Origin of the sequence: Yersinia enterocolitica (assembly GCA_002082245.2) — a bacterium.
GTDB lineage: Bacteria > Pseudomonadota > Gammaproteobacteria > Enterobacterales > Enterobacteriaceae > Yersinia > Yersinia enterocolitica_E.
On the sequence record NBTC02000002.1, the window covers coordinates 1 to 19,472 of the forward strand.

Genomic DNA, 19,472 nt, shown 5'->3' on the forward strand with positions numbered 1-19,472 from the left:
CCTTGCAACTGATTTGGCAGGTCTTACATCCGGTGCACTTGTGGAGTCGACAAAAAAAACCATATTGCTTCATTATTCAACTCCTTATATACGTTTTACTTCAACGAGGTTGTGTGTTTGGGTTACCTTTTGCCAGTGGTGACGGTCGCAGTGTTGTTAAGGTATTGATACACCCTCCACATCAATGCCGTCCTTATTGGTATTTCGCCATGCCCCCTGCGGCACGCTAATAACCCCCGGTAACACCCGTTCGGTAACCTTTGCTGCAATACGCATGCGGCCTCGGCTGTTAAAAATTTCGACCATATCCCCTTGTTGGATACCGCGAGGCTGGGCATCAATGGGGTTAATCCAAAACTGATGTGGTACCGCTTCCCGCAGCATGGCTACGTTATAATAAGAGGAGTGGGTATGGCCTTTGATATGGAAGCCTGTCATCTGCAAAGGGTAGTTTTTCATGGTTTCTACATCGCTAACACCTTCAAAGGTTGGGCAATATTCAGCGACAGCGGTAATGCGATCACCGGGTGCCAGTTGCCACTCTTTTTCCAATGTTGCCAGCGCTTCTGAGTAGATCTCAATTTTGCCAGACGGGGTTTTCAACGGGTGGTTCACAGGGTCATCACGGAAATCTTTTAACGCGATATATTGACTGCTGTCGGCATAAATACGATCGATGATGCCTTGGTCGTTGGTCTGTTCAAAAGGTGGCAAGGCGGGGTTTTTCTCACGCATTTTGTTATAGCTGATTTCAATCCATTCTTGCTGGGTATGGCCTTCGGTAAAGGCATCGCCAATTCCTAACTTGGTGGCAATTTCGGCTAACACATCATAAGACGGGCGGCACTCCCACAGCGGCTCGATCGCATTTTTTGCAACCGCGTGACGTAGTGATAAGCCCACTAGCGTAGGAGTTATCAATTAAATCATTTGATTCAACTGAGGTGACATCGGGCAGTAATAAATCAGCATATTTGGCAGAGTTGGTCATGTGGTTTTCCCACACCAAAAAAACTCGCACAGTGATTCATCTTGTAAAATGCGGTGGGTTTTATTCAGATCAGAATGCTGATTGCCGATAACATTACTGGCGTAGTTCCACATAAACTTAATATTGGTATCAAGTTTATCTTTATTCTTCACATGCGCATTTTTCGCTGTCATTTCAGTGCCACGAAAAATAGCATCGGTCCACATAAAGCAGGGAATAGCAGTCTTCACTGGGTTCGGAATACTGAATCCCGGCACCGGATATTTCACATTCCCGCCCCAGGCTCCAGTATTGGTTCCGGCGCGGCCAATATTACCAGTCATCAATGGCAACATCATAATGGCGCGTGCCGCCTGCTCGCCATTAGCACTGCGCTGAATCCCCCAACCTTGTGATATCCATGCTGCACGGGCATTTCCCAACTCACGGGCTAATTGAATAATCTGTGTCGGTGCAATGCCGGTTATCTCACTGGCCCATTGCGGTGTTTTTTCTACCCATCGTGGCCGTTACCTAAAATATAATCTTTGTAAGAGCTATTGGCGGGGGCTGAGGCGGGTAGTGTTGTGGCATCCCAGCCGACACAATATTGTGCCAGGAAATCTTCATCAGTCAGATTTTCTTTAATTAATACATGTCCTAATGCGGCCACCAGCGCGGCATCGGTACCTGGGAAGATGGGGAGCCATTCTGCGTTGAGGGTCGTTACGCTGTCGGTCATGCGTGGATCGATAATAATAACTTTGGCTTTGCTTTGCCCCAGAGCATGAACGGTTTCGATATATTGCCCGCCGCCCGACATCCGAGTCTCTGCCAGATTATGACCAAACATAACCACCAGATCTGAGTTTTTAATTTCATCCAGCAAAGTTTCGTCTGCATTGCCATAGATATACGGCATTACCGTATTTATTTGGGCGGTGGAATAAGTACCGTGTTGATCGAGAAAACCACCCAGCAAGCTCAGCATTCTTTTACAGGCATTGCGGCCTTGTAAATTAGCGCCGGTCGAACCAGAACCATATTGATAATAAATTGCTTCGTTGCCGTATTGTGCAATGGTTCTTTTTAGATTATCAGCGACAATAGTGGTAGCTTCATCCCAACTAATACGTTTAAATTTACCTTCGCCGCGTTTGCCAACACGCAGCATGGGATATTTGACCCGATCCGGGTTATATGTTTTCCATCTTACCGATCGGCCACGTAAACAGGGGCGAATTTGATGCTCACCAAAGGTAGAGTCATCATAAATTGCTTCATTAGCAATTTTAATAATTTCGCCATTTCTCACATGCACTTTTAGTGGGCAGCGGCTACCGCAGTTGACCAGACAAGCACTGTATTTAACGGTTTCCTCTGTTGTTGCTGCGTGCTCTTCTGGCGCGGCATGTACTGAAAAAGGAAGGGTGATAGAACTGGCAATAGCCGCAGCCCCGGTGACTGCGGCGGATGTTTGAATAAATTCACGGCGGCTTAGTGAGCCGGTGATAGGTCTTTTATTGTTATTCATCGACATTACCTTTGCGGAGGACACTTTTTTAATGAAAAATAAGAAAATTAGGGTTGAGCGGCAATGTCTCACCTTAGGAAATAACTTGTTACTTTTATATGATGTAAATCAATTAAGACGATATAACGGAAATATCGCGCTGTTTTTTGTGAGTGAGGCGAAGGTTATTAATAATTTACCGTAAGATATTAACCATTCCCTATACATAAAATTAATGTATTTATATAAAGTTAGTAGTTGTAATAAAGAATCAATCTCAAATGACCGGGTGCTGTTATTATTTCCATTATTTTATGGGTTAATTTAATTTTATCTTTATGATCTTAAGAAAAGTCTTAATAAAGAAACGGCTGTTTTTACCGCTATTCTTTATCACCATAACGGCAATGGTTGGTGGTATTAACCCTAACTAAATAATGGCTAAAATGACATGCTGATCTATTTATCCAGATAAGAAGAGATCTGCATCACGATTCTTATCTCTTCCAGCTTGCAGTCGTGCATTAACATGGTAGTTTACCGAATAGTTGGATTGTTACCGTCAATGGCGGGCAAAACCTGATTGAGTAGCATGATGAATGCTGCTGAGTCGGGTTTTTTTGTTTTCAGGGCTAAAGCATGCAAATCGCTAAATACTTAACAACAATGTAGTTATTGTTCTCGATCAGCATGGTCAGGAACAAGTCATTATGGGACGTGGTCTTGGCTTTCAAAAACACCCAGGTGAATCGCTAGATAACACATTGATCGAAAAAGTGTTTGCTCTAAAAGACAATGAATTGGTTTCGCGGCTGAGTGAGTTGCTGAGCTGTATTCCATTAGAAGTAATGATTGCTTGTGACTGTATCATCACGCAGGCAACGGGCAAAACTGGGTAAGTTGCAGGATAACCTCTACATTTCGCTGACTGACCACTGTTTCTATGCGATTGAGCGGCATAAACAAGGTTTGGATATAACGAATGGATTGCAGTGGGAGATTCGTCGGTTGTATCCCAAAGAGTTTGCCTTGGGTCGTGAAGCCTTGCAGATTATTAAACAACGCCTTGGGGTGCAATTGCGTGAAGATGAAGATTTATCGCGCTCCATCTGGTGAATGCTCAGTTGAAGGGTGAAATGCCTGAAGTAATGCAAGTGACGAAGGTAATGCAGGAGATACTGCATATCGTGAAGTACCAATTTAAGCTGGAATATGAGGACGGGCTGAGTTATCACCGTTTTGTTACCCATCTGAAATTTTTCTCACAGCGAATGTTGGGCCGTAATGGGGTCACCAGTGATGATGATTCCTTACACGATGCAGTGAAAGATAATTATGCCGAGGCTTACCGCTGTGCGGGTAAGATTCAGCAGCATATGAAATTGCAGTATCACAAGATTTGAGCAAAGAAGAGCGGATGTTTTTGACTATCCATATTGAACGCGTTCGCCGGGAAAGTTTTAATCTGCCAGATTAAATGATTTAAAAGGGAAGGGTTCTAAGTAGTAAGAGAATTTAGCCAAACTGGATTGTTACTGCTTCGGCAGGCAAAACCTGAATGTACTTGTGTCGCTGGGTCGCGGTGCGGAGTGCGTTTAGGTTTTTTTTTGCCCGAATTTTTACCTGTATAAACAAGAGTGTTACCGAAGGAAAACACGATGCAATACACAACGGTCGCCAGCGAGATCCTCGCCGGAGTAGGGGGGCAGAGTAATATTAATAGCGTAGTACATTGCGCTACCCGTTTACGCTTTAAACTCAAGGATATGGCGCGGGCTGATGCCCAAGCGCTGAAAGATAATCCTGGCGTTATTATGGTAGTGGAAAGTGGTGGCCAGTTTCAGGTGGTTATCGGAAACCATGTTAGTGAGGTCTACCAGGCGTTAGTGAACCAAGCGGGGTTGGCTGATGCTGAAGAGCATGATAACAAGTCAGGTAATCAAAAAGAGAGTTTGTTCAGTCACTGTATCGATATCATTTCGGGTATTTTCACCCCTTGCTCGGTGTATTGGCCGCCTCCGGTATTCTTAAAGGTTTTTTGGCACTGAGTGTTGTTTGCGGCTGGTTACAACCCGACAGCGGCAGCTATACAATTTTATTTGCTGCCAGTGACTCACTGTTTTATTTCTTCCCACTGGTATTGGGTTATACCGCAGGTAAGAAGTTTGGTGGCAGTCCATTTATTACCATGGCGATTGGTGGTGCATTAGTACACCCCTTGATGCTCGCTGCATTTAACGCAGCCGGGCAACCTGGGGCTTCTGAGGTCTATTTCCTTGGTATTCCGGTCACATTTATCAATTACAGCTCGTCGGTTATCCCTATCATATTAGCGGCTTGGGTTAGTAGTCGGTTAGAAAAAGGGTTTAACCGGGTGTTACACAGCAATATTAAGAACTTTTTCACGCCATTACTGTGTCTGGTAATAACCGTTCCAGCCACCTTTTTACTGATTGGCCCGCTGGCAACCTGGCTTAGCCATTTATTGGCGTCGGGGTTCCAAATTATCTATTCGGCTGCTCCTCCTGTTGCCGGTGGTGTATTGGCCGGGCTATGGCAGATTTGCGTTATCTTTGGGCTGCACTGGGGTTTGGTCCCTTTGATGATAAACAACCTGAGTGTACTGGGCTATGACGCCATGTTGCCGCTGTTGTTACCGGCAGTTATGGGGCAAGTGGGGGCCACGCTCGGTGTCTTTTTACGTACTCGCGATGCAAAAATGAAGGGGCTGGCTGGTTCGGCATTTACTGCGGGGATATTCGGTATTACTGAACCCGCTGTTTATGGGGTGACCTTACCGTCGAAAAAACCGTTTGTTTTTGGCTGCGTAGGCGGGGCGATAGGGGTGTCATCGTCGGTTTCTGCCAGACCCATGTTTATTCATTCAGCCTTGCCAGTATCTTCTCTTTTGCCCAGATAATTCCCGCTACAGGTGTCGATGCCAGCGTATGGGGCGCCATTATTGGCACCCTGATTGCGTTGATCTTTGCTGCCATCAGCACCTTCTTTTTTGGCCTGCCAGCGCTGTTGCCACCGCAGAAACAGAGGATTTGTCTCACACTCATCCATCACCGATAACCACAGTGGTATGGGCGAAGTGATATTCAGCCCGATCAGTGGTGAATTGTTAGCGCTAGCGGATGTCAGTGACAGTATTTTCGCCAGTGGTTTATTGGGGGCGGGAATTGCGATTATTCCACAACAAGGGCGGGTCGTGTCACCGGTTAATGGCGTTGTAGCGTCACTGTTTAAAACCCACCATGCGATTGGCATTGAATCTGATTCTGGTGCTGAGGTCCTTATCCACGTTGGTATTGATACCGTCAAACTCGATGGCAAATATTTTACCGCTCATGTTAAAGCCGGTGACCGGGTCAGCGCAGGTGATTTACTGCTGGAGTTTGATTGTGCGGCGATTACCGGAGCAGGTTATGACCTGACGACGCCGATAATTATCAGCAACAGTGAAAATTATCAGGATGTCCTGTGTGCTAAAGGCACCTCTATTACTGAGCAAGCCCCGTTATTAACCGTAATTCGTTAATACTGATTTAGGAGAAAACCGATGAAACATGCATTTCCAGATAATTTCCTTTGGGGCGGTGCGATTGCCGCTAATCAGGTAGAAGGGGCTTATCTTGCTGAGGGGAAAGGGCTATCTACCTCTGATTTACAACCCCATGGTATTTTTGGCGATATCATTCCTAGGGTGAGTGGTGACAGTTATGTCAAAGATCTAGCTATCGATTTTTATCATCGCTACCCAGAGGATATCGCACTATTTGCTGAGATGGGGTTTAAATGTTTGCGGATATCCATTGCCTGGACACGTATTTTCCCACAGGGCGATGAGCAGCAGCCTAATGAGGCAGGTCTGGCATTCTATGACCGTGTATTTGATGAAATGGCGAAATATAACATTACGCCATTGGTGACATTATCCCACTATGAGATGCCTTATGGGCTGGTTAAGAATTATGGTGGCTGGGGTAATCGTAAAACAATTGGTTTCTTTGAACATTATGCCCGCACCGTGTGTCAGCGTTATCAGCATAAGGTTAAATTGTGCTGACATTTAATGAGATCAATATGTCTGCATGCGCCATTCACCGGAGTAGGATTAGAGCAAGCAAGCAGTAAGAGTGCCGTGTATCAGGCTATCCATCACCAGTTGGTTGCCAGTGCCAAAGCGGTTGCTGCATTGCATGAAATTATCCCTGATGGCCGAATCGGAAATATGCTGTTGGGTGGGCTGATGTATCCACTAACTTGCAAGCCTGCCGATGTATTGGAAACATTACAGCAGAATCGTGAATGGCTATTCTTTGGCGATGTGCAGGTTCGCGGTTATTACCCCTCTTATATGGCTCGTTATTTTAAACAGCACGGCATTAGTGTTGAAATTACTGCTGAAGATAAACTGGCATTAAAACAGACTGTCGATTTTATCTCCTTCAGTTATTACATGAGCGGCTGCGTGACCGCCGATGAAGAGTTAAACCGTAAAGCCCGAGGTAATATTCTTAGCATGGTGCAGAACCCGCATCTGGCCAGCTCGGAATGGGGGTGGCAGATCGATCCTGACGGGCTGCGTATCTTGCTCAATGAATTATGGGATCGTTATCAAAAACCCCTGTTTATTGTTGAGAATGGGCTGGGAGCGAAAGATAAGCCGGATGTTAATGGCCATATTGAAGATGACTATCGCATTGAATATCTCAATGACCATCTGGTCCAGGTCGGTGAGGCTATCGAAGATGGCGTTGAGGTGATGGGATATACCAGTTGGGGGCCGATTGATTTGGTTAGCGCCTCAAAAGCTGAATTATCCAAACGTTATGGTTTTATTTATGTCGATCGCGATGACAGTGGTAATGGCACATTGGAACGCCGTCGTAAGAAGAGCTTCTATTGGTATCGCGATGTGATTCAGAGTAATGGCGAGGCATTGAAACGCTAATAGCGACGTTTGTATGTTGCAGTGATATAAGCAGCTCTCAACTGTTTTGCCTCACTGCAACACGACTTATTTTTGGGGAAGTACCGAGTATTTATTATTAGATGTGCGGGTTATTCTAAAAATGGAAAATAATGAAACCAACGGGATCTTTATAACGGGGTCTCTGGTGCTCCCGGAGCGACTGATCCAGGTGCTATCGTTACCATAATAATACTTGGTTCTTTTACAGTGGATTCAATCAGCAGGTAACAAAACATCAGGATGACGCCAACCGTGGTTTAAGTGTGTTTTACAGCATGTCGTTGGCGGACCAACGGACCAATTACATGCATTACGCTACCTCCGCAGGCATCCGTTATCGCGGCTTATTTGATAGCCGCCCACAAGATTGGTTGGGATTCGGCGTATCAATGGTTAAACTGAGTGATTATTATAAAGATAATCAACGCTATCTGAATCAAATCAATAATGTTTCTGATTATAATAATCCACGTTACTCTCCAATAGCTGGGTATTCGGTTGCTGCCGAACTGTATTATCGTTTCCGTGTCACTTCATGGCTGGAATTACAACCTGATCTACAATATTGGCACTCACCAGCAGGGGTAAGCCAAACGCAAGATGTATGGGGAACCGAATTAAAAACAGTTATTACATTCTAAATTTCGCCTGTATTGCAGATAATACGGCTATGACGTGGTGCTTTAACTGGCACCACGTAAACTGTTACGCTATTCTCCATCGAGTATTATTTGTAGAGAATCAGCGTGATGTTGAATATGAAAAACAGATTCGATGGTAACAACATCTTAGGTGAAAGGAATATTCACGCAGTTTTTGAACTGAGCTTATTACTGAAAGCAATCTTAGCCGTGATGGAGATTATCAGCGGTATTTTAACCTATTTTGTGACGCCGCAGTTTTTGCTAAATATTCTGCATCGCATCACGCAAGTTGAATTTATTGAAGACCGTGGCGATGTGGTAGCCCATTATTTACTGCATGCGGCACAAAATCTCTCAATCAGCAGTCTGCATTTTGCCGCATTTTATCTGCTCATCCACGGCGTGGTTAAGTTGTGGGTCATTATTGGATTATGGCGCAAAAAGCTGGGTTATTATCCGGCGGCAATAGTCATATTCAGCTTATTCATTATCTATCAACTCTATCGTTATACCTTCACTCACTCGGTGTTATTGATCGTAATAACTGCGCTGGATGTGGTGGTTATTGTGTTGACGTTGCTGGAGTATCGAGATTACGCCAGCAGCATAAAACCCCTTAGCCAGATGAAGGCCATACTGAGCAATGCGAACCAAAAACCAAGGTTATAATGCCCTGTGAGGTTACTCAGTTAGCAAAAATATGCGCTTGGCCAATAATTGTCAGGTCAACCATTAAACCGATACTTATACCTTCGCGGCTGATGGTTTTAACCTCTACCGTTTCATTACTTTCAACCAGATATAGGGTGAGTGTTGAGATAAAACCCGCAAAATCAATATTGATAACCTTAGCCAGACAATGAGTGGTGTAGTGATGATCTGCGGGCAAAGGGGTGATAGTAATCTGTTCTGGCCGTAACATAATCCGGCTCAATCCATGGCGTTGCTCATCATCAACCCTGACGCTGCCCAGTGCACAATCAGCCCATCCGGTATCAATATTGGCGGAAAGAATCAATGTTTCGCCAAGGAAAGTCGCTGTAGGTTCATCAATCGGTCGCAAATAGAGTTCTTGCGGCGGGCCAACATGCGCCAGTTTACCCGCCCGCATTACCGCGACTTGCGAGGCAGGCAAATGATAATGCTTCGGTTTGATCATGCGTCACTAAAATGGAGGCAATATTTGCCTGTGCCAACAGTTCAGCCACCGCTTTGCGCGTTGAGGCGCGTAAGGCGGTATCCAGAGCTGAAAAAGGTTCATCCAACAGCATCAGTACCGGCCGCTGTGCTAACGCTCTGGCGAGAGCGACCCGCTGCTGTTGCCCACCCGAAATCTCATGGGGCCAAAGTTGTGATAACCGCCGATCCAGTGCGACCATCTCCATCAGTTCATCAATTCGGCGGGCTTTGTCCTGCTTGGTCCCTGTTAGTCCATAACCAATATTGCCCGCGACGGTAAAGTGGGGGAACAGCGCACCATCTTGCGGTACAAAACCAATCCCTCTTTTGTGCGCTGGCACGTGGGTTGAATTGTCGAATACCGGATGACCTTGCAGAATAACTTTACCGTGATCGGGGGTTTCGAACCCGGCAATAATCCGCAACAACGTGGTTTTGCCTGAGCCGGATGGCCCAACAATTGCGGTGCGACTGCCGGCGGAAACCTGCAAGTCAATTCGGTCTAATACGGTAACAGACTGGAAAGACTTACCGATTTGCTGAAGTTCAAGCGTGCTCATAATCCTGCCGTACGTTGCGATTGAGAATAAAGAAGCCAGGTTAGCGGCAGAGATAGTGCCACCATCAGCAGTGCATAGGGTGATGCCGCGACATAATCAATTTCACTGGTCAACGCCCAAAAACCAGTCGCCAGTGTTCGGGTGCCGTTCGGGGCCAGTAATAGTGTGGCGGTCAGCTCATTGGAGATAGCGAGGAACACCAGTGCCGCCCCGGCAGCGGCGCCAGGAGCAGCAAGGCGCATGGTGGTGCTCCATACGGCTTGAGTGGGTGTTTTGCCCAAGCTGCGGGCCACGTTTTCCAATTCGACCGGGGCGGTCGCAATCCCGGCCCGTAAACTGATTAAAGCGCGTGGGGTAAACATCAATAAATAAGCCAGCAAAATAGTGAATTCTGTTTGATACAGCGGGCGAGCAACACGGATAGTGATGGTCACCAGCGCCAGCGCGACCACGATACCGGGCAGCGAGCTGGTGACATAATTACAGCCTTCCATCACACGGTGCAAGCGCCCCGGATAGCGCACCGATAGCCATGCCATGGGGACGGCACACAATGTAATAATAACCGCACCGCTCAGTGCTAATGCCAGTGTTTGCTTCAAGGCTGGTAGCAGTTCAGGATTCAGCCACACATCAATTCCACCAATATAGAGCCAGCGGGCCAGCGTGATAAAGGGCACGCCCAGCGAGAGTGCAGTGAGTACCAATGGCAATAACAGACACAGTAGTGTGATGGTTGTACCCATTGAATATGCAGTTTGGCGCCTGGCGCTACCGGAGCCGACCCGAGCATAGCGGTTGTAGCCACGGCTGGTGGCTTCGATTAACAATAGCCCCAGGCAACATAACGCCAGAACCCCTGCCAACATATTGGCCGCCGGACCATTAAACGTGGATTGAAATTGGTCAAAAATAGCGGTGGTAAAAGTATCGAAACGGATCATGGCATACAAGCCATATTCCGCTAATAGATGCAGCGCAATCAGTATCGAACCGCCCCATACGGCTAATTTTAGTTGCGGCAGAACCACGCGAAAGAAGACCACTGTTGGGGGACTACCCAATGATGATGCTGCGTCTTCAAGGCCGGGATCAAGGCGGCGTAATACAGCGGATGCGGGCAGATAAATAAAGGGGAAATAGGCAATTACTGAGATAAACACGCCAGCGGCAAGGCCATGCATTGATGGCACCAGACTAATCCATGCATAACTTTGTACAAAAGCAGGTACGGCTAGCGGTGCAATAGCCAATAGTGACCAATAATACCCGGCCGTAAGCGGTCAGTCAAATAATGGGCACCGCGGAGGAAAGCTGCATCAAATCATTTACCCCGCTTATTCGTTATTTTCCCAATACCCCATAACCCCGAATGGGCCCCAACCCCTTATGATCTCCTTTTTTCCGCCCTTCATCAACTACAATTTTGATATTTTTTAGTCATATGGGTTTTCGTCATTTGCCGGAGTTAACGAGCAGACCGGCTTCAGTCATTAACTCAACCACTTTTTTACTGTTGAGTTTAGACGGCTCAACGTTCGGTGCTTGCAGGTCTTTCAGTGGCACCAATTTAGGGTTTGAAGCGGCATCGACACCAACGGCATACTCAAATGCGGTGTTGGTACGCAAGATATCCTGGCCTGATTTGCTGGATCCATTTGACGAATTCCTGCGCTTGTTTCTGGTGCTTACTGGATGCCAGAACACCGCCGCCGGAGATACTCACAAATGCGCCAGGGTCTTGATGTTTGAAATAATGCAGTTTGGTTTTACCGCTGTTCTCACCTGTTTTGGCTTGATCGACGAAACGGTAATAGTGATAGATAACTCCGCCATCGATTTGGCCCGCATTCACCGCTTTCATCACGGTGCTATTACCTTTGTAAGCAGTGAAGTTGGTTTTCATGGCTTTTAGCCATTCCAACGTGGCTTTTTCGCCTTTCAATTCCAGCATGGCACTGACAATGGCCTGGAAGTCGGCACCCGATGGTGAGGCAGCCCAACGGCCTTTCCATTCAGGTTTTGCCAAATCCATAATGGATTTAGGTAATTCGGCTTCGCTGATTTTATCCGGGTTATAGACAAACACGGTGCTACGAGCCGCAATACCGGTCCAACGACCATGTTCAGGGCGATACTCTTTCGCAACCTGTGCTTGTGTGGCGGCATCCAGTGGTGCGAACAATTTGGCGTTATCGACCAGCACCATTGCCGGCGAGTTTTCAGTCAGGAAAACGTCGGCGGGAGATGAGTTGCCTTCCTGAACCAGTTGATTACCTAACTCGCTGTCGCCGCCATTACGCAGAGTCACTTTGATGCCGGTATCTTTGGTAAAACCGTCAACCCAGGATTTCACCAGATTTTCGTGTTGAGCATTATAAATCACGATACCTTCATCATTTGATGCGGCATTGACGGAGAACGCCAGCATCATTGAGGAAGCCAGTAGGGCGACAGGGCCGAAAGAGGGGAAACGTAACTTCATAAACTGAGATCCTTTTAAAAGCTCAAAGAAGAAAACGAGATTGTCAGGCAACCGCAAAACAGAGCAATTGTATAGAAAGAAATTAACAATGATAGTGAAATCATTCGCGTTATTTGCTACCAAATGTTTCATTTTCAGTACTATTTTTTGTATGGGTAACTCGGTTCATAATAAAAAATCCCAGACAAATGCAAGCCGGGATTTTTTACCTGCCAGTCAACTCATCAAGTCCACTTCCTGCCAGGCGGTTTCTTAGCCAGCATCATCTCAATAAAATCAGTGGACTGCTGCTTACGGTTCGGTAACTTACAGGTTTTGCGCAGTGTCTGTATAATTTCCGCCACTGGTAGTGTGGGCAGCCAACATCTATATGGATGAGGTGCATCCAGGCAAGAAAATCGCTGATTTGTCCGAACCTGATAAGAGAATTATTAGTGCGATTAGTACCTTAACTGCCGGTATCCTGGGTGGCTTAAGTACTGATAGCAGCACCGGCCTTCTCATCGGCGCGCAGGCTGGGAAGAACGCGGTGGAGAATAACTCGCTGAGTGGTGATGCGGCGCGTGAAACAGTTAAACAGGTGACGGCCAACCTGAAAGATCAGGTCAGGGATAAACTTGGTGAAGGGACATTGTCTGCTATTGTTAACAGCATTATCGGTGCGGCGGCAGATAGCGGTGATGCGTTATTAGGTGGAGCGGATTACGGTGCTGATGCGGCGATGGCGCTCACCTCATGCGCCATGGGAGACAGTTACTGCACTCAGGCATTGAACGATCTGGCGGGTAAAAATCAGGCAGCGGCAGATACGCTGAAAGCCCTGATGAAGAGTGAAACCTGGTCAGCGGTTGCAGGACAGGTGAAAGAAGCGGCTCAAGGTAACCAGCTTGCTCTGGAAGCCACAGGTGGAATGCTGGCAGGTATTCTTCTACCAGGCAAGAAACTACCTGATGGTGTTGCTGGTAAGGCCGAGTCTATTGCTGCTGATATAGGCAAAACTGGTACTGTATTTGATTCTATAAAAGGGACCCAGCCTGTTTACCCTGGTTCTGTTATACCGAAATCTTTTGAAATGACACTACCTAACGGTCAAAAAGTGTGGGTACATGGCAATGCTACAGAACACATGGCAGAATATGCGGCATCTAAAGCCGTAACTAATACGCCAGAGGCGGTCAGACTTGCCAGCCAGACAGAACTCAGAAGTTTTCAAGCTGCGTTAGATACCGCGACAAAGAACGGTATGTCATATGGGCGTATAACAGTCGATGGTTGGCAACTGGAAATCAAACCTCCACGTGCTGCTGGTGAGTTGCCAACAGTCATTCATGCTCGTTATCTAGGGGCAAATTAAATGGATATAGAAATTACAAGTCCGATCAATATCACATTGGACGTAATAGAACTTGATGAACATATTCCATCATTGAAGTTTAATCTGGCGATTCAAGTAGATAAATTTAGTTATAGTTTGAATGTCAGTTCCCAGGTATGGCTTGAATGCCAATGCTTTGATGAATTTATCGACAATATACGGAATGATGATATAGCCCATCTTAAAGATATGAATGGATGTTTTGAGTTGATTGTAAATCCAGTTTTAGGATGGCTTGAATGGTCATGTGCTAAAGAAGAACTGCATGGATATACCACAGTATCAAAGGCAGAGAAAAGTTAACGGACGATGCGAAATCTGCAATATATGCAGCGTTTAATGATTATCCTAAATGGTGGTGACTGTTAGATCAGGTCTAAGCTACTACAACTAAAAGTAGCAACCCCAGCCTTGGCTGGGGGTTACTACTTCTAAGCCCTAAATCCCCACACTTCCCGCCGCCACAACCGAATAACACCGGGCGCGGCGGTCACCTCCAGTTGTTCCGCGTCAGTGATCCCAGAATCGGTGATCCAATCCCTGCCGATAATCACCTCGCCGTTCTCCCGCACCCAATCCGCCCCCAAATCTTGCCGGTCTTGGCTGGCTTCGCACAGCGCGTCCCAGGTGGTGGCGTCGGTGACGACAGTGATCCAGAGCTGGTGATGTTGGAGCGTCAGTTGCAGCGGTAAAACCGAGTTTGGCCAACGTCACGCTTTCGATCGTCAGTTCAGGGATCGGCTCAGGGGTAAAAGTGATGTTCATACATTCCCCTCCGTGGCGGGCGCGGTGCGGATAATCAACTGGCCGTGTTCGGGGGTAACAGTAACGTGCTAGCCGGTAGTAAATCCCAATGCTTCCAGCCACTTACCGCTCAGGATAAGTTTAGGCTGAGGGTGCTTTTTACCGCCACTAGGTGAATAATACACTGTATAATCATTGGCTTGTTCTTTTTTCTTCAGTTGCTGCCTGTTCTGACTTACAATCACGCTTAGCCATAGTACCTGTTGTATGATCAACTGACCCAGTTCTGTGATCACTTCGATCTTCTGCCTGGTGGTAAATCTGAGCGGCTCCAGTCATCTTTCCTTAATCGCCAGTTGTGGCCGTGGGTTCTGATTTATAAATGCATCGTACCTCCTTTATTGTTCGAATTTTCCTGTTTGTTCGTGGCAGACAATGACTTAACATAGCTATCACTTTTTTGTATGGTTTATGGGTATTCGATGCGCTACTTGGCTATTATTGTTCCCTTACTTACGTTGCTCTCTGCCTGTAGTAGCAAACCGACACCTCCTGTTGCTGCCGAGCCATCGGCGGGCCTGATACAGAGCGGTTTCTTGCTTGAGCCGCAACATGTGGGGCATTTGCAAAACGGTGATTTTGCTTATAACGCCGACACAGCCCGATTTGTTGACAAAATGGTGCGTGAACACGGTTTTGAGCCTCAACAACTGCATGATGTATTAGCCCAAACTAAAAAACTGGATTTTGTTATCCGCTTGATGGATAAAAGCGCCATCGGCAGGCCGTCCTTCCGGCCCTAATGGTGCGTGGAACCGCTATCGCAAACAGTTTATTACCCCGGATAATGTGCAAAACGGTGTTAACTTCTGGAACCAACATCAAGAGGCGTTGCAACGCGCCTATGAGGTTTACGGCGTGCCACCAGAGATTATCGTCGGAATCATTGGGGTTGAGACTCGCTGGGGCCGGGTGATGGGTAAAACGCGCATCATTGATGCCCTGGCACACTCTCCTTTGCTTATCCACGCCGTGCTGAGTACTTTCTGGCGAGCTGGAAACCTTCCTGTTGATGGCTCGTGCGGAGGGTAATGATCCGCTCAGCTTGCGGGGGTCTTATGCGGGCGCGATGGGGTACGGCCAATTTATGCCATCATCATTCAAAAGCTATGCTGTTGATTTTAATGGTAACGGCCACATCAATTTATGGGATCCGGAAAGATGCCATCGGCAGTGTCGCTAACTACTTCAAATCCCATGGCTGGACCAAAGGTGCGATGGTCGCGGTGCCCGCTAATGGGCAAGCGCCGTACCTTGATAATGGCTTTAAGACGAAATACCCTATCTCGATGTTATCTGCCGCAGGGCTAAGCCCGTCTGGTTCGCTAGAGGGTTATCAAGAGGCCAGCTTACTGCGTCTGGATGTCGGCACCGGTTATCAGTATTGGTACGGGTTACCCCAATTTCTACACGATTACCCGCTACAACCACAGCACCCATTACGCGATGGCGGTATGGCAGCTAGGTGAGGCAGTAGGCAGGGCACGTTCAATACAGTAAATGGTGAGTGAAAGGCGTTGCCGACGGTTAGCGTCGTTATGGCAAGTAGTAAAAGGGCCACATGTTACGATGTGGCCCTTTTCTATTAGTGGTTTGGTGCTTCTTACAACAGGTGTGAAATATCATCTGGATTAACGGATGGCGGCGATTTACGCCAGCCGCGAGTCAGCCACAGCAAGTAGATAAAGCCTGCCAATAGCCACAATAAGCCGACTTCCAAGCGCCCGTTGCTCAAGGTGAACCCACAGCCACACCGACATGACGAATCCCATCATGGGTAATAGCCCGTACTTAAACATAGCCGCAGTACCGCGGCGTTTCTCATTGATAATAAAATGCTTTATCACACTCAAATTAACAAAGGTGAAGGCACCGAGGGCACCAAAGCTTATCATCGATACCACTAAGTTCAGGTCAAGGAACAGGGCCAGCAGCGAGATGGTGGCAACGAATAAAATGGCCCGCCACGGTGTGTGGAATTTGCGATGCAGATGGAAGAACACTTTGCGTGGTAGTACGCTTCACGCCCATGGCATAGAAAATACGCGACACACTGGTCTGCGCGGTCATTGCGGAGGCATAAACGCCGGTCAAATAGGTGGCCATAAAGAAGTTATACATCCACTTACCACCGACATGCTCGGAGATAATCAGGCTGGCGGTATCCTGATGTGGAATCAACAATTTCCAATCGGGATAGGCCAAATGGGCAGCATAGGAAACGGCGATAAAAATAGCACCGGCGCTGATCACCGTAAAGAGAATGGCCCGTGGCAGAGTGCGTTTGGCGTCGTGCGCCTCTTCGGCCATGGTCGCGATGGCATCAAAACCGAGGAAGGCCAAACAGAGCACTGCCGCACCAGAGAGTAACCCGGATAGGTCACCGGCATTCACCAGCAGCGGCTTCATTAACGCTTCCGGGCTTAAATCGGCCTGACTGAAAGAGAGCGCAATAAATAATATGATAAAGACCATCTGTGCTGCGATCAGCGAGAAATTAACTGAGGTGAGTAAACGCACGCCCAGAATATTAAGCAGACTGACACTGATGATAGACGCAATAATAAATACCGGAGCGGGAATAGCGGAAATGCCTCATGCAAGAAAATGCCTAAAACTAAATAATTAAGGATTGGCAGGAACAGATAATCCAAATTTGCGCCCAACCCACCAGAAAACCGGTTTTCCCGCCAAAACTACGCTGAACATAGGAATAGGCGGAGCCAGACAGCGGCATGGCGCTGGTCATCCGGCAATAACTGAGGGCGGTAAACAGAATGGTGGCAACAGTCACCAGATAGGCAACGGGCAAATGCCCCTGACTTAATACGGTCACCTGTCCATAGGTAGTGAATACGCCTAAAGGCACCATATAGGCAAGCCCGAAAGCGACCAGCGCGGGGGTTTTAAGCACTCTGCGCAACTGAATGTTTTGTGGCATTACCGTATCATCTCCTGGTGAGAAAAAGCACCGTTACGCTGCATTTTTATGCAGCTATAGAACATAAAGGAGCGGATTTTGACATAAGGGTCGCTGTAACGCCAATGACTTCCTTCTTAGCCTATGTTGTCGTGCTCAACTCTGCTCCTGACAGATTTGCCCCCCGCATCACCGACGTGAATCAATGATGCGGGGCATTCACTAGGCTTGATAAACCACATTACCGCCGATCAGCGTAGAGTCCACCTGTGTCTGGTAAATAGCGTTTGGCGACTGCTCAAACAGGTTATTTTTCAGAATGATAATATCGGCGAACTTCCCTGCTTCCAGTGAGCCGATATATTGCTCTTTGGCAATCATATAAGCGGCATCAATAGTGGCAGAACGTAATGTTTCAATCAGCGTCAGGTCACGATCATTATCCAGCCGTGGGCCAGCCGGATGACCGTCGAGATCCCATGCACGACGGGTCATACCCACTTGCAGGTTGTACCATTCATCTAGCCTGTCAATGGGCCAGTCACTGCCATACGCAATACGTGCGCCAGCATCAAGGAAGCGTGCTGCTGGCTCCATATGCAGGAAACGGGCCTCGCCCAACATCTCACGCTCTTCATCAATTAGTACCCCCGGTAAGCCGGCCCACTGGAAGGAAAGCACTGCTGTTGCTCCCAGTTTGGCAAAACGATCATATTGATGGGGGGCAACCAGCTCGTTATGTGCTAATCCTGGGCGGATATCTTTGCCCGGCAAGGCGGCGCGCATCTGTTCCACTGCATCCAGCACCATCTCGATGGCCCCATCACCCACGGTATGAGTGTGTGGATGAAGACCTGCGCGGGCGCACTCCAGAATCACGGCATTGACTACTGGCGCGCTAAAATAGAGGTCGCCATAGCGCTCGGTATCTTGCCAGTCAGGTTGTTGTGCTGAACCCTGGTTGGCACGATACGGCTCCAGTAATGCAGCGGTCATGGTTGGGGGTTGCAATACCCCGTCGATAAACAATTTCAGGTGATCGACGGCGAAACTCGGTGCGGGTGTCCATGCGTGGCTTCCCCATTGGTGGGCGAACTCTAGCACCTCTTGTACCACGCGAGCGGCGTCCTGTGGGCCTTGCAGGCTATCAGGGGTCACTTCTTTAGCACCCAGTACCCGTAAGGTTAATGCGTCACGTTCATGCAAGCGACGGAAAGCCAGTAACTGTTCGGCAAAAACACGAGTATCCATCACGGTAGTGACACCTTGCGCATTAAGTACTTGCTGCACATGGGCCGCAATTTGCACATTCTTTTCCGCTGTGGCGGAGGGGATACTGTCAAAGGCGCGCATGGCGGGCGCATCTTCCAAAATACCGGTCAATTTACCGTGGGTATCGCTGGCAATTTTGCCATCTGGCGGTACTGGGGTGTGTTCATCAATACCCAGCAATTCCAGCGCGCGGCTGTTGGCCGCCAGCGTGTGGCAGTCATTGGAGAACAATGCGATTGGACGGCAGGTATTGAGCGAATCCAAGGCCTTTCGGCTCATATCAGCGCCGACGGGTGTCATCGCCTGACGCTGCCAGGCGCGCACGGTCAGCCAGTCATTTTCACCGTTAAAAGGATCGCTATCGAGGTGTTGCTGGATAATATCCAGTGTCTGTTCAACACTTAGCGCAGCGTAATTGAGGTTACAACCAATCAGTTGTTTCCCGCCCCAAAACGGGTGCATATGGCTGTCAATCAGGCCGGGCATCATAAACTTACCCGCCAGATCGATAAGTTGAGTATGCGCGCTAGCGAATTGCTGTTTGATCTCCTCACCGCCCGTGGCCAGAATATAGCCCTGGCCGATGGCGATGGCACTGCAAACCGTATTATCAGCATCTGCCGTATAAATTGTGCCGTTGTAATAAATACTGTCGGCGACAGGAGTCTGTTTAGTCATGTTATGTACTTTATAATATGTCCCTTCTTCCTTGACGTTAGCTGCTCCCGGCATGTTTATCACCTGAATTGCTAACCTCTGTCAGCTCATC

The 19,472-nt window shown here is 47.7% G+C and carries 3 protein-coding genes and 14 pseudogenes; 8 read left to right on the forward strand and 9 right to left on the reverse strand.

Annotated features, from left to right (window positions below):
- Together A6J66_001315 and A6J66_001320 are read right to left on the reverse strand one after the other, a co-directional pair.
- The coding region (locus A6J66_001315) for a 4Fe-4S ferredoxin (protein ID PNM26859.1) at positions 1–73 on the reverse strand (73 nt) is incomplete at its 3' end.
- 11 nt (positions 74–84) lie between these two features.
- A pseudogene (locus A6J66_001320) lies at positions 85–2,504 on the reverse strand (dimethyl sulfoxide reductase subunit A).
- A 632-nt stretch (positions 2,505–3,136) separates the two neighbouring features.
- Here A6J66_001320 and A6J66_001325 point away from each other — a divergent pair.
- The 5 pseudogenes from A6J66_001325 to A6J66_001345 all read left to right on the forward strand — a co-directional run bounded on the left by A6J66_001325 (position 3,137) and on the right by A6J66_001345 (position 8,699).
- Positions 3,137–3,960 (forward strand): annotated as a pseudogene (locus tag A6J66_001325) (transcription antiterminator LicT).
- Positions 3,961–4,141: 181 nt separating this feature from the next.
- A pseudogene (locus tag A6J66_001330) lies at positions 4,142–6,027 on the forward strand (PTS beta-glucoside transporter subunit IIABC).
- A 21-nt stretch (positions 6,028–6,048) separates the two neighbouring features.
- A pseudogene (locus A6J66_001335) lies at positions 6,049–7,443 on the forward strand (6-phospho-beta-glucosidase).
- Positions 7,444–7,581: 138 nt separating this feature from the next.
- A pseudogene (locus A6J66_001340) lies at positions 7,582–8,105 on the forward strand (carbohydrate porin).
- 108 nt (positions 8,106–8,213) lie between these two features.
- Positions 8,214–8,699, forward strand: a pseudogene (locus tag A6J66_001345) (DUF2127 domain-containing protein).
- A gap of 94 nt (positions 8,700–8,793) precedes the next feature.
- On the opposite strand, the pseudogene A6J66_001350 reads toward A6J66_001345, so the two are convergent.
- The 3 pseudogenes from A6J66_001350 to A6J66_001360 all read right to left on the reverse strand — a co-directional run bounded on the left by A6J66_001350 (position 8,794) and on the right by A6J66_001360 (position 12,332).
- Positions 8,794–9,847 (reverse strand): annotated as a pseudogene (locus A6J66_001350) (amino acid ABC transporter substrate-binding protein).
- Positions 9,844–11,109: pseudogene (locus A6J66_001355) on the reverse strand (iron ABC transporter permease). The pseudogenes A6J66_001350 and A6J66_001355 overlap by 4 nt, the downstream one beginning before the upstream one ends.
- 193 nt (positions 11,110–11,302) lie before the next feature.
- Positions 11,303–12,332: pseudogene (locus tag A6J66_001360) on the reverse strand (iron ABC transporter substrate-binding protein).
- A gap of 406 nt (positions 12,333–12,738) precedes the next feature.
- Here A6J66_001360 and A6J66_001365 point away from each other — a divergent pair.
- Together A6J66_001365 and A6J66_001370 are read left to right on the forward strand one after the other, a co-directional pair.
- Positions 12,739–13,281, forward strand: a pseudogene (locus A6J66_001365) (adhesin).
- Positions 13,282–13,686: 405 nt separating this feature from the next.
- A complete protein-coding gene (locus tag A6J66_001370; GenBank protein PNM22955.1) occupies positions 13,687–14,010 on the forward strand; it encodes a hypothetical protein in 324 nt (107 codons plus the stop codon).
- Positions 14,011–14,138: 128 nt separating this feature from the next.
- Here the strand turns inward: A6J66_001370 and A6J66_001375 are convergent.
- Positions 14,139–14,472: pseudogene (locus A6J66_001375) on the reverse strand (hypothetical protein).
- A pseudogene (locus A6J66_001380) lies at positions 14,469–14,693 on the reverse strand (hypothetical protein). The pseudogenes A6J66_001375 and A6J66_001380 overlap by 4 nt, the downstream one beginning before the upstream one ends.
- Positions 14,694–14,915: 222 nt before the next feature.
- Here A6J66_001380 and A6J66_001385 point away from each other — a divergent pair.
- Positions 14,916–16,011: pseudogene (locus A6J66_001385) on the forward strand (murein transglycosylase B).
- 103 nt (positions 16,012–16,114) lie between these two features.
- On the opposite strand, the pseudogene A6J66_001390 reads toward A6J66_001385, so the two are convergent.
- Positions 16,115–17,452 (reverse strand): annotated as a pseudogene (locus A6J66_001390) (Putrescine importer PuuP).
- A 201-nt stretch (positions 17,453–17,653) separates the two neighbouring features.
- Complete coding sequence (locus A6J66_001395; GenBank protein ID PNM26860.1) at positions 17,654–19,381, reverse strand: amidohydrolase; 1,728 nt, start codon at positions 19,379–19,381, stop codon at positions 17,654–17,656.
- Positions 19,382–19,472: the final 91 nt, after the last annotated feature.

Bases quoted from the DNA above. Each gene is read 5' to 3' on its own strand.
- A6J66_001395 (PNM26860.1), bottom strand. From the start codon at position 19,381: ATGACTAAACAGACTCCTGTCGCCGACAGTATTTATTACAACGGCACA.
- A6J66_001370 (PNM22955.1), top strand. From the start codon at position 13,687: ATGGATATAGAAATTACAAGTCCGATCAATATCACATTGGACGTAATA.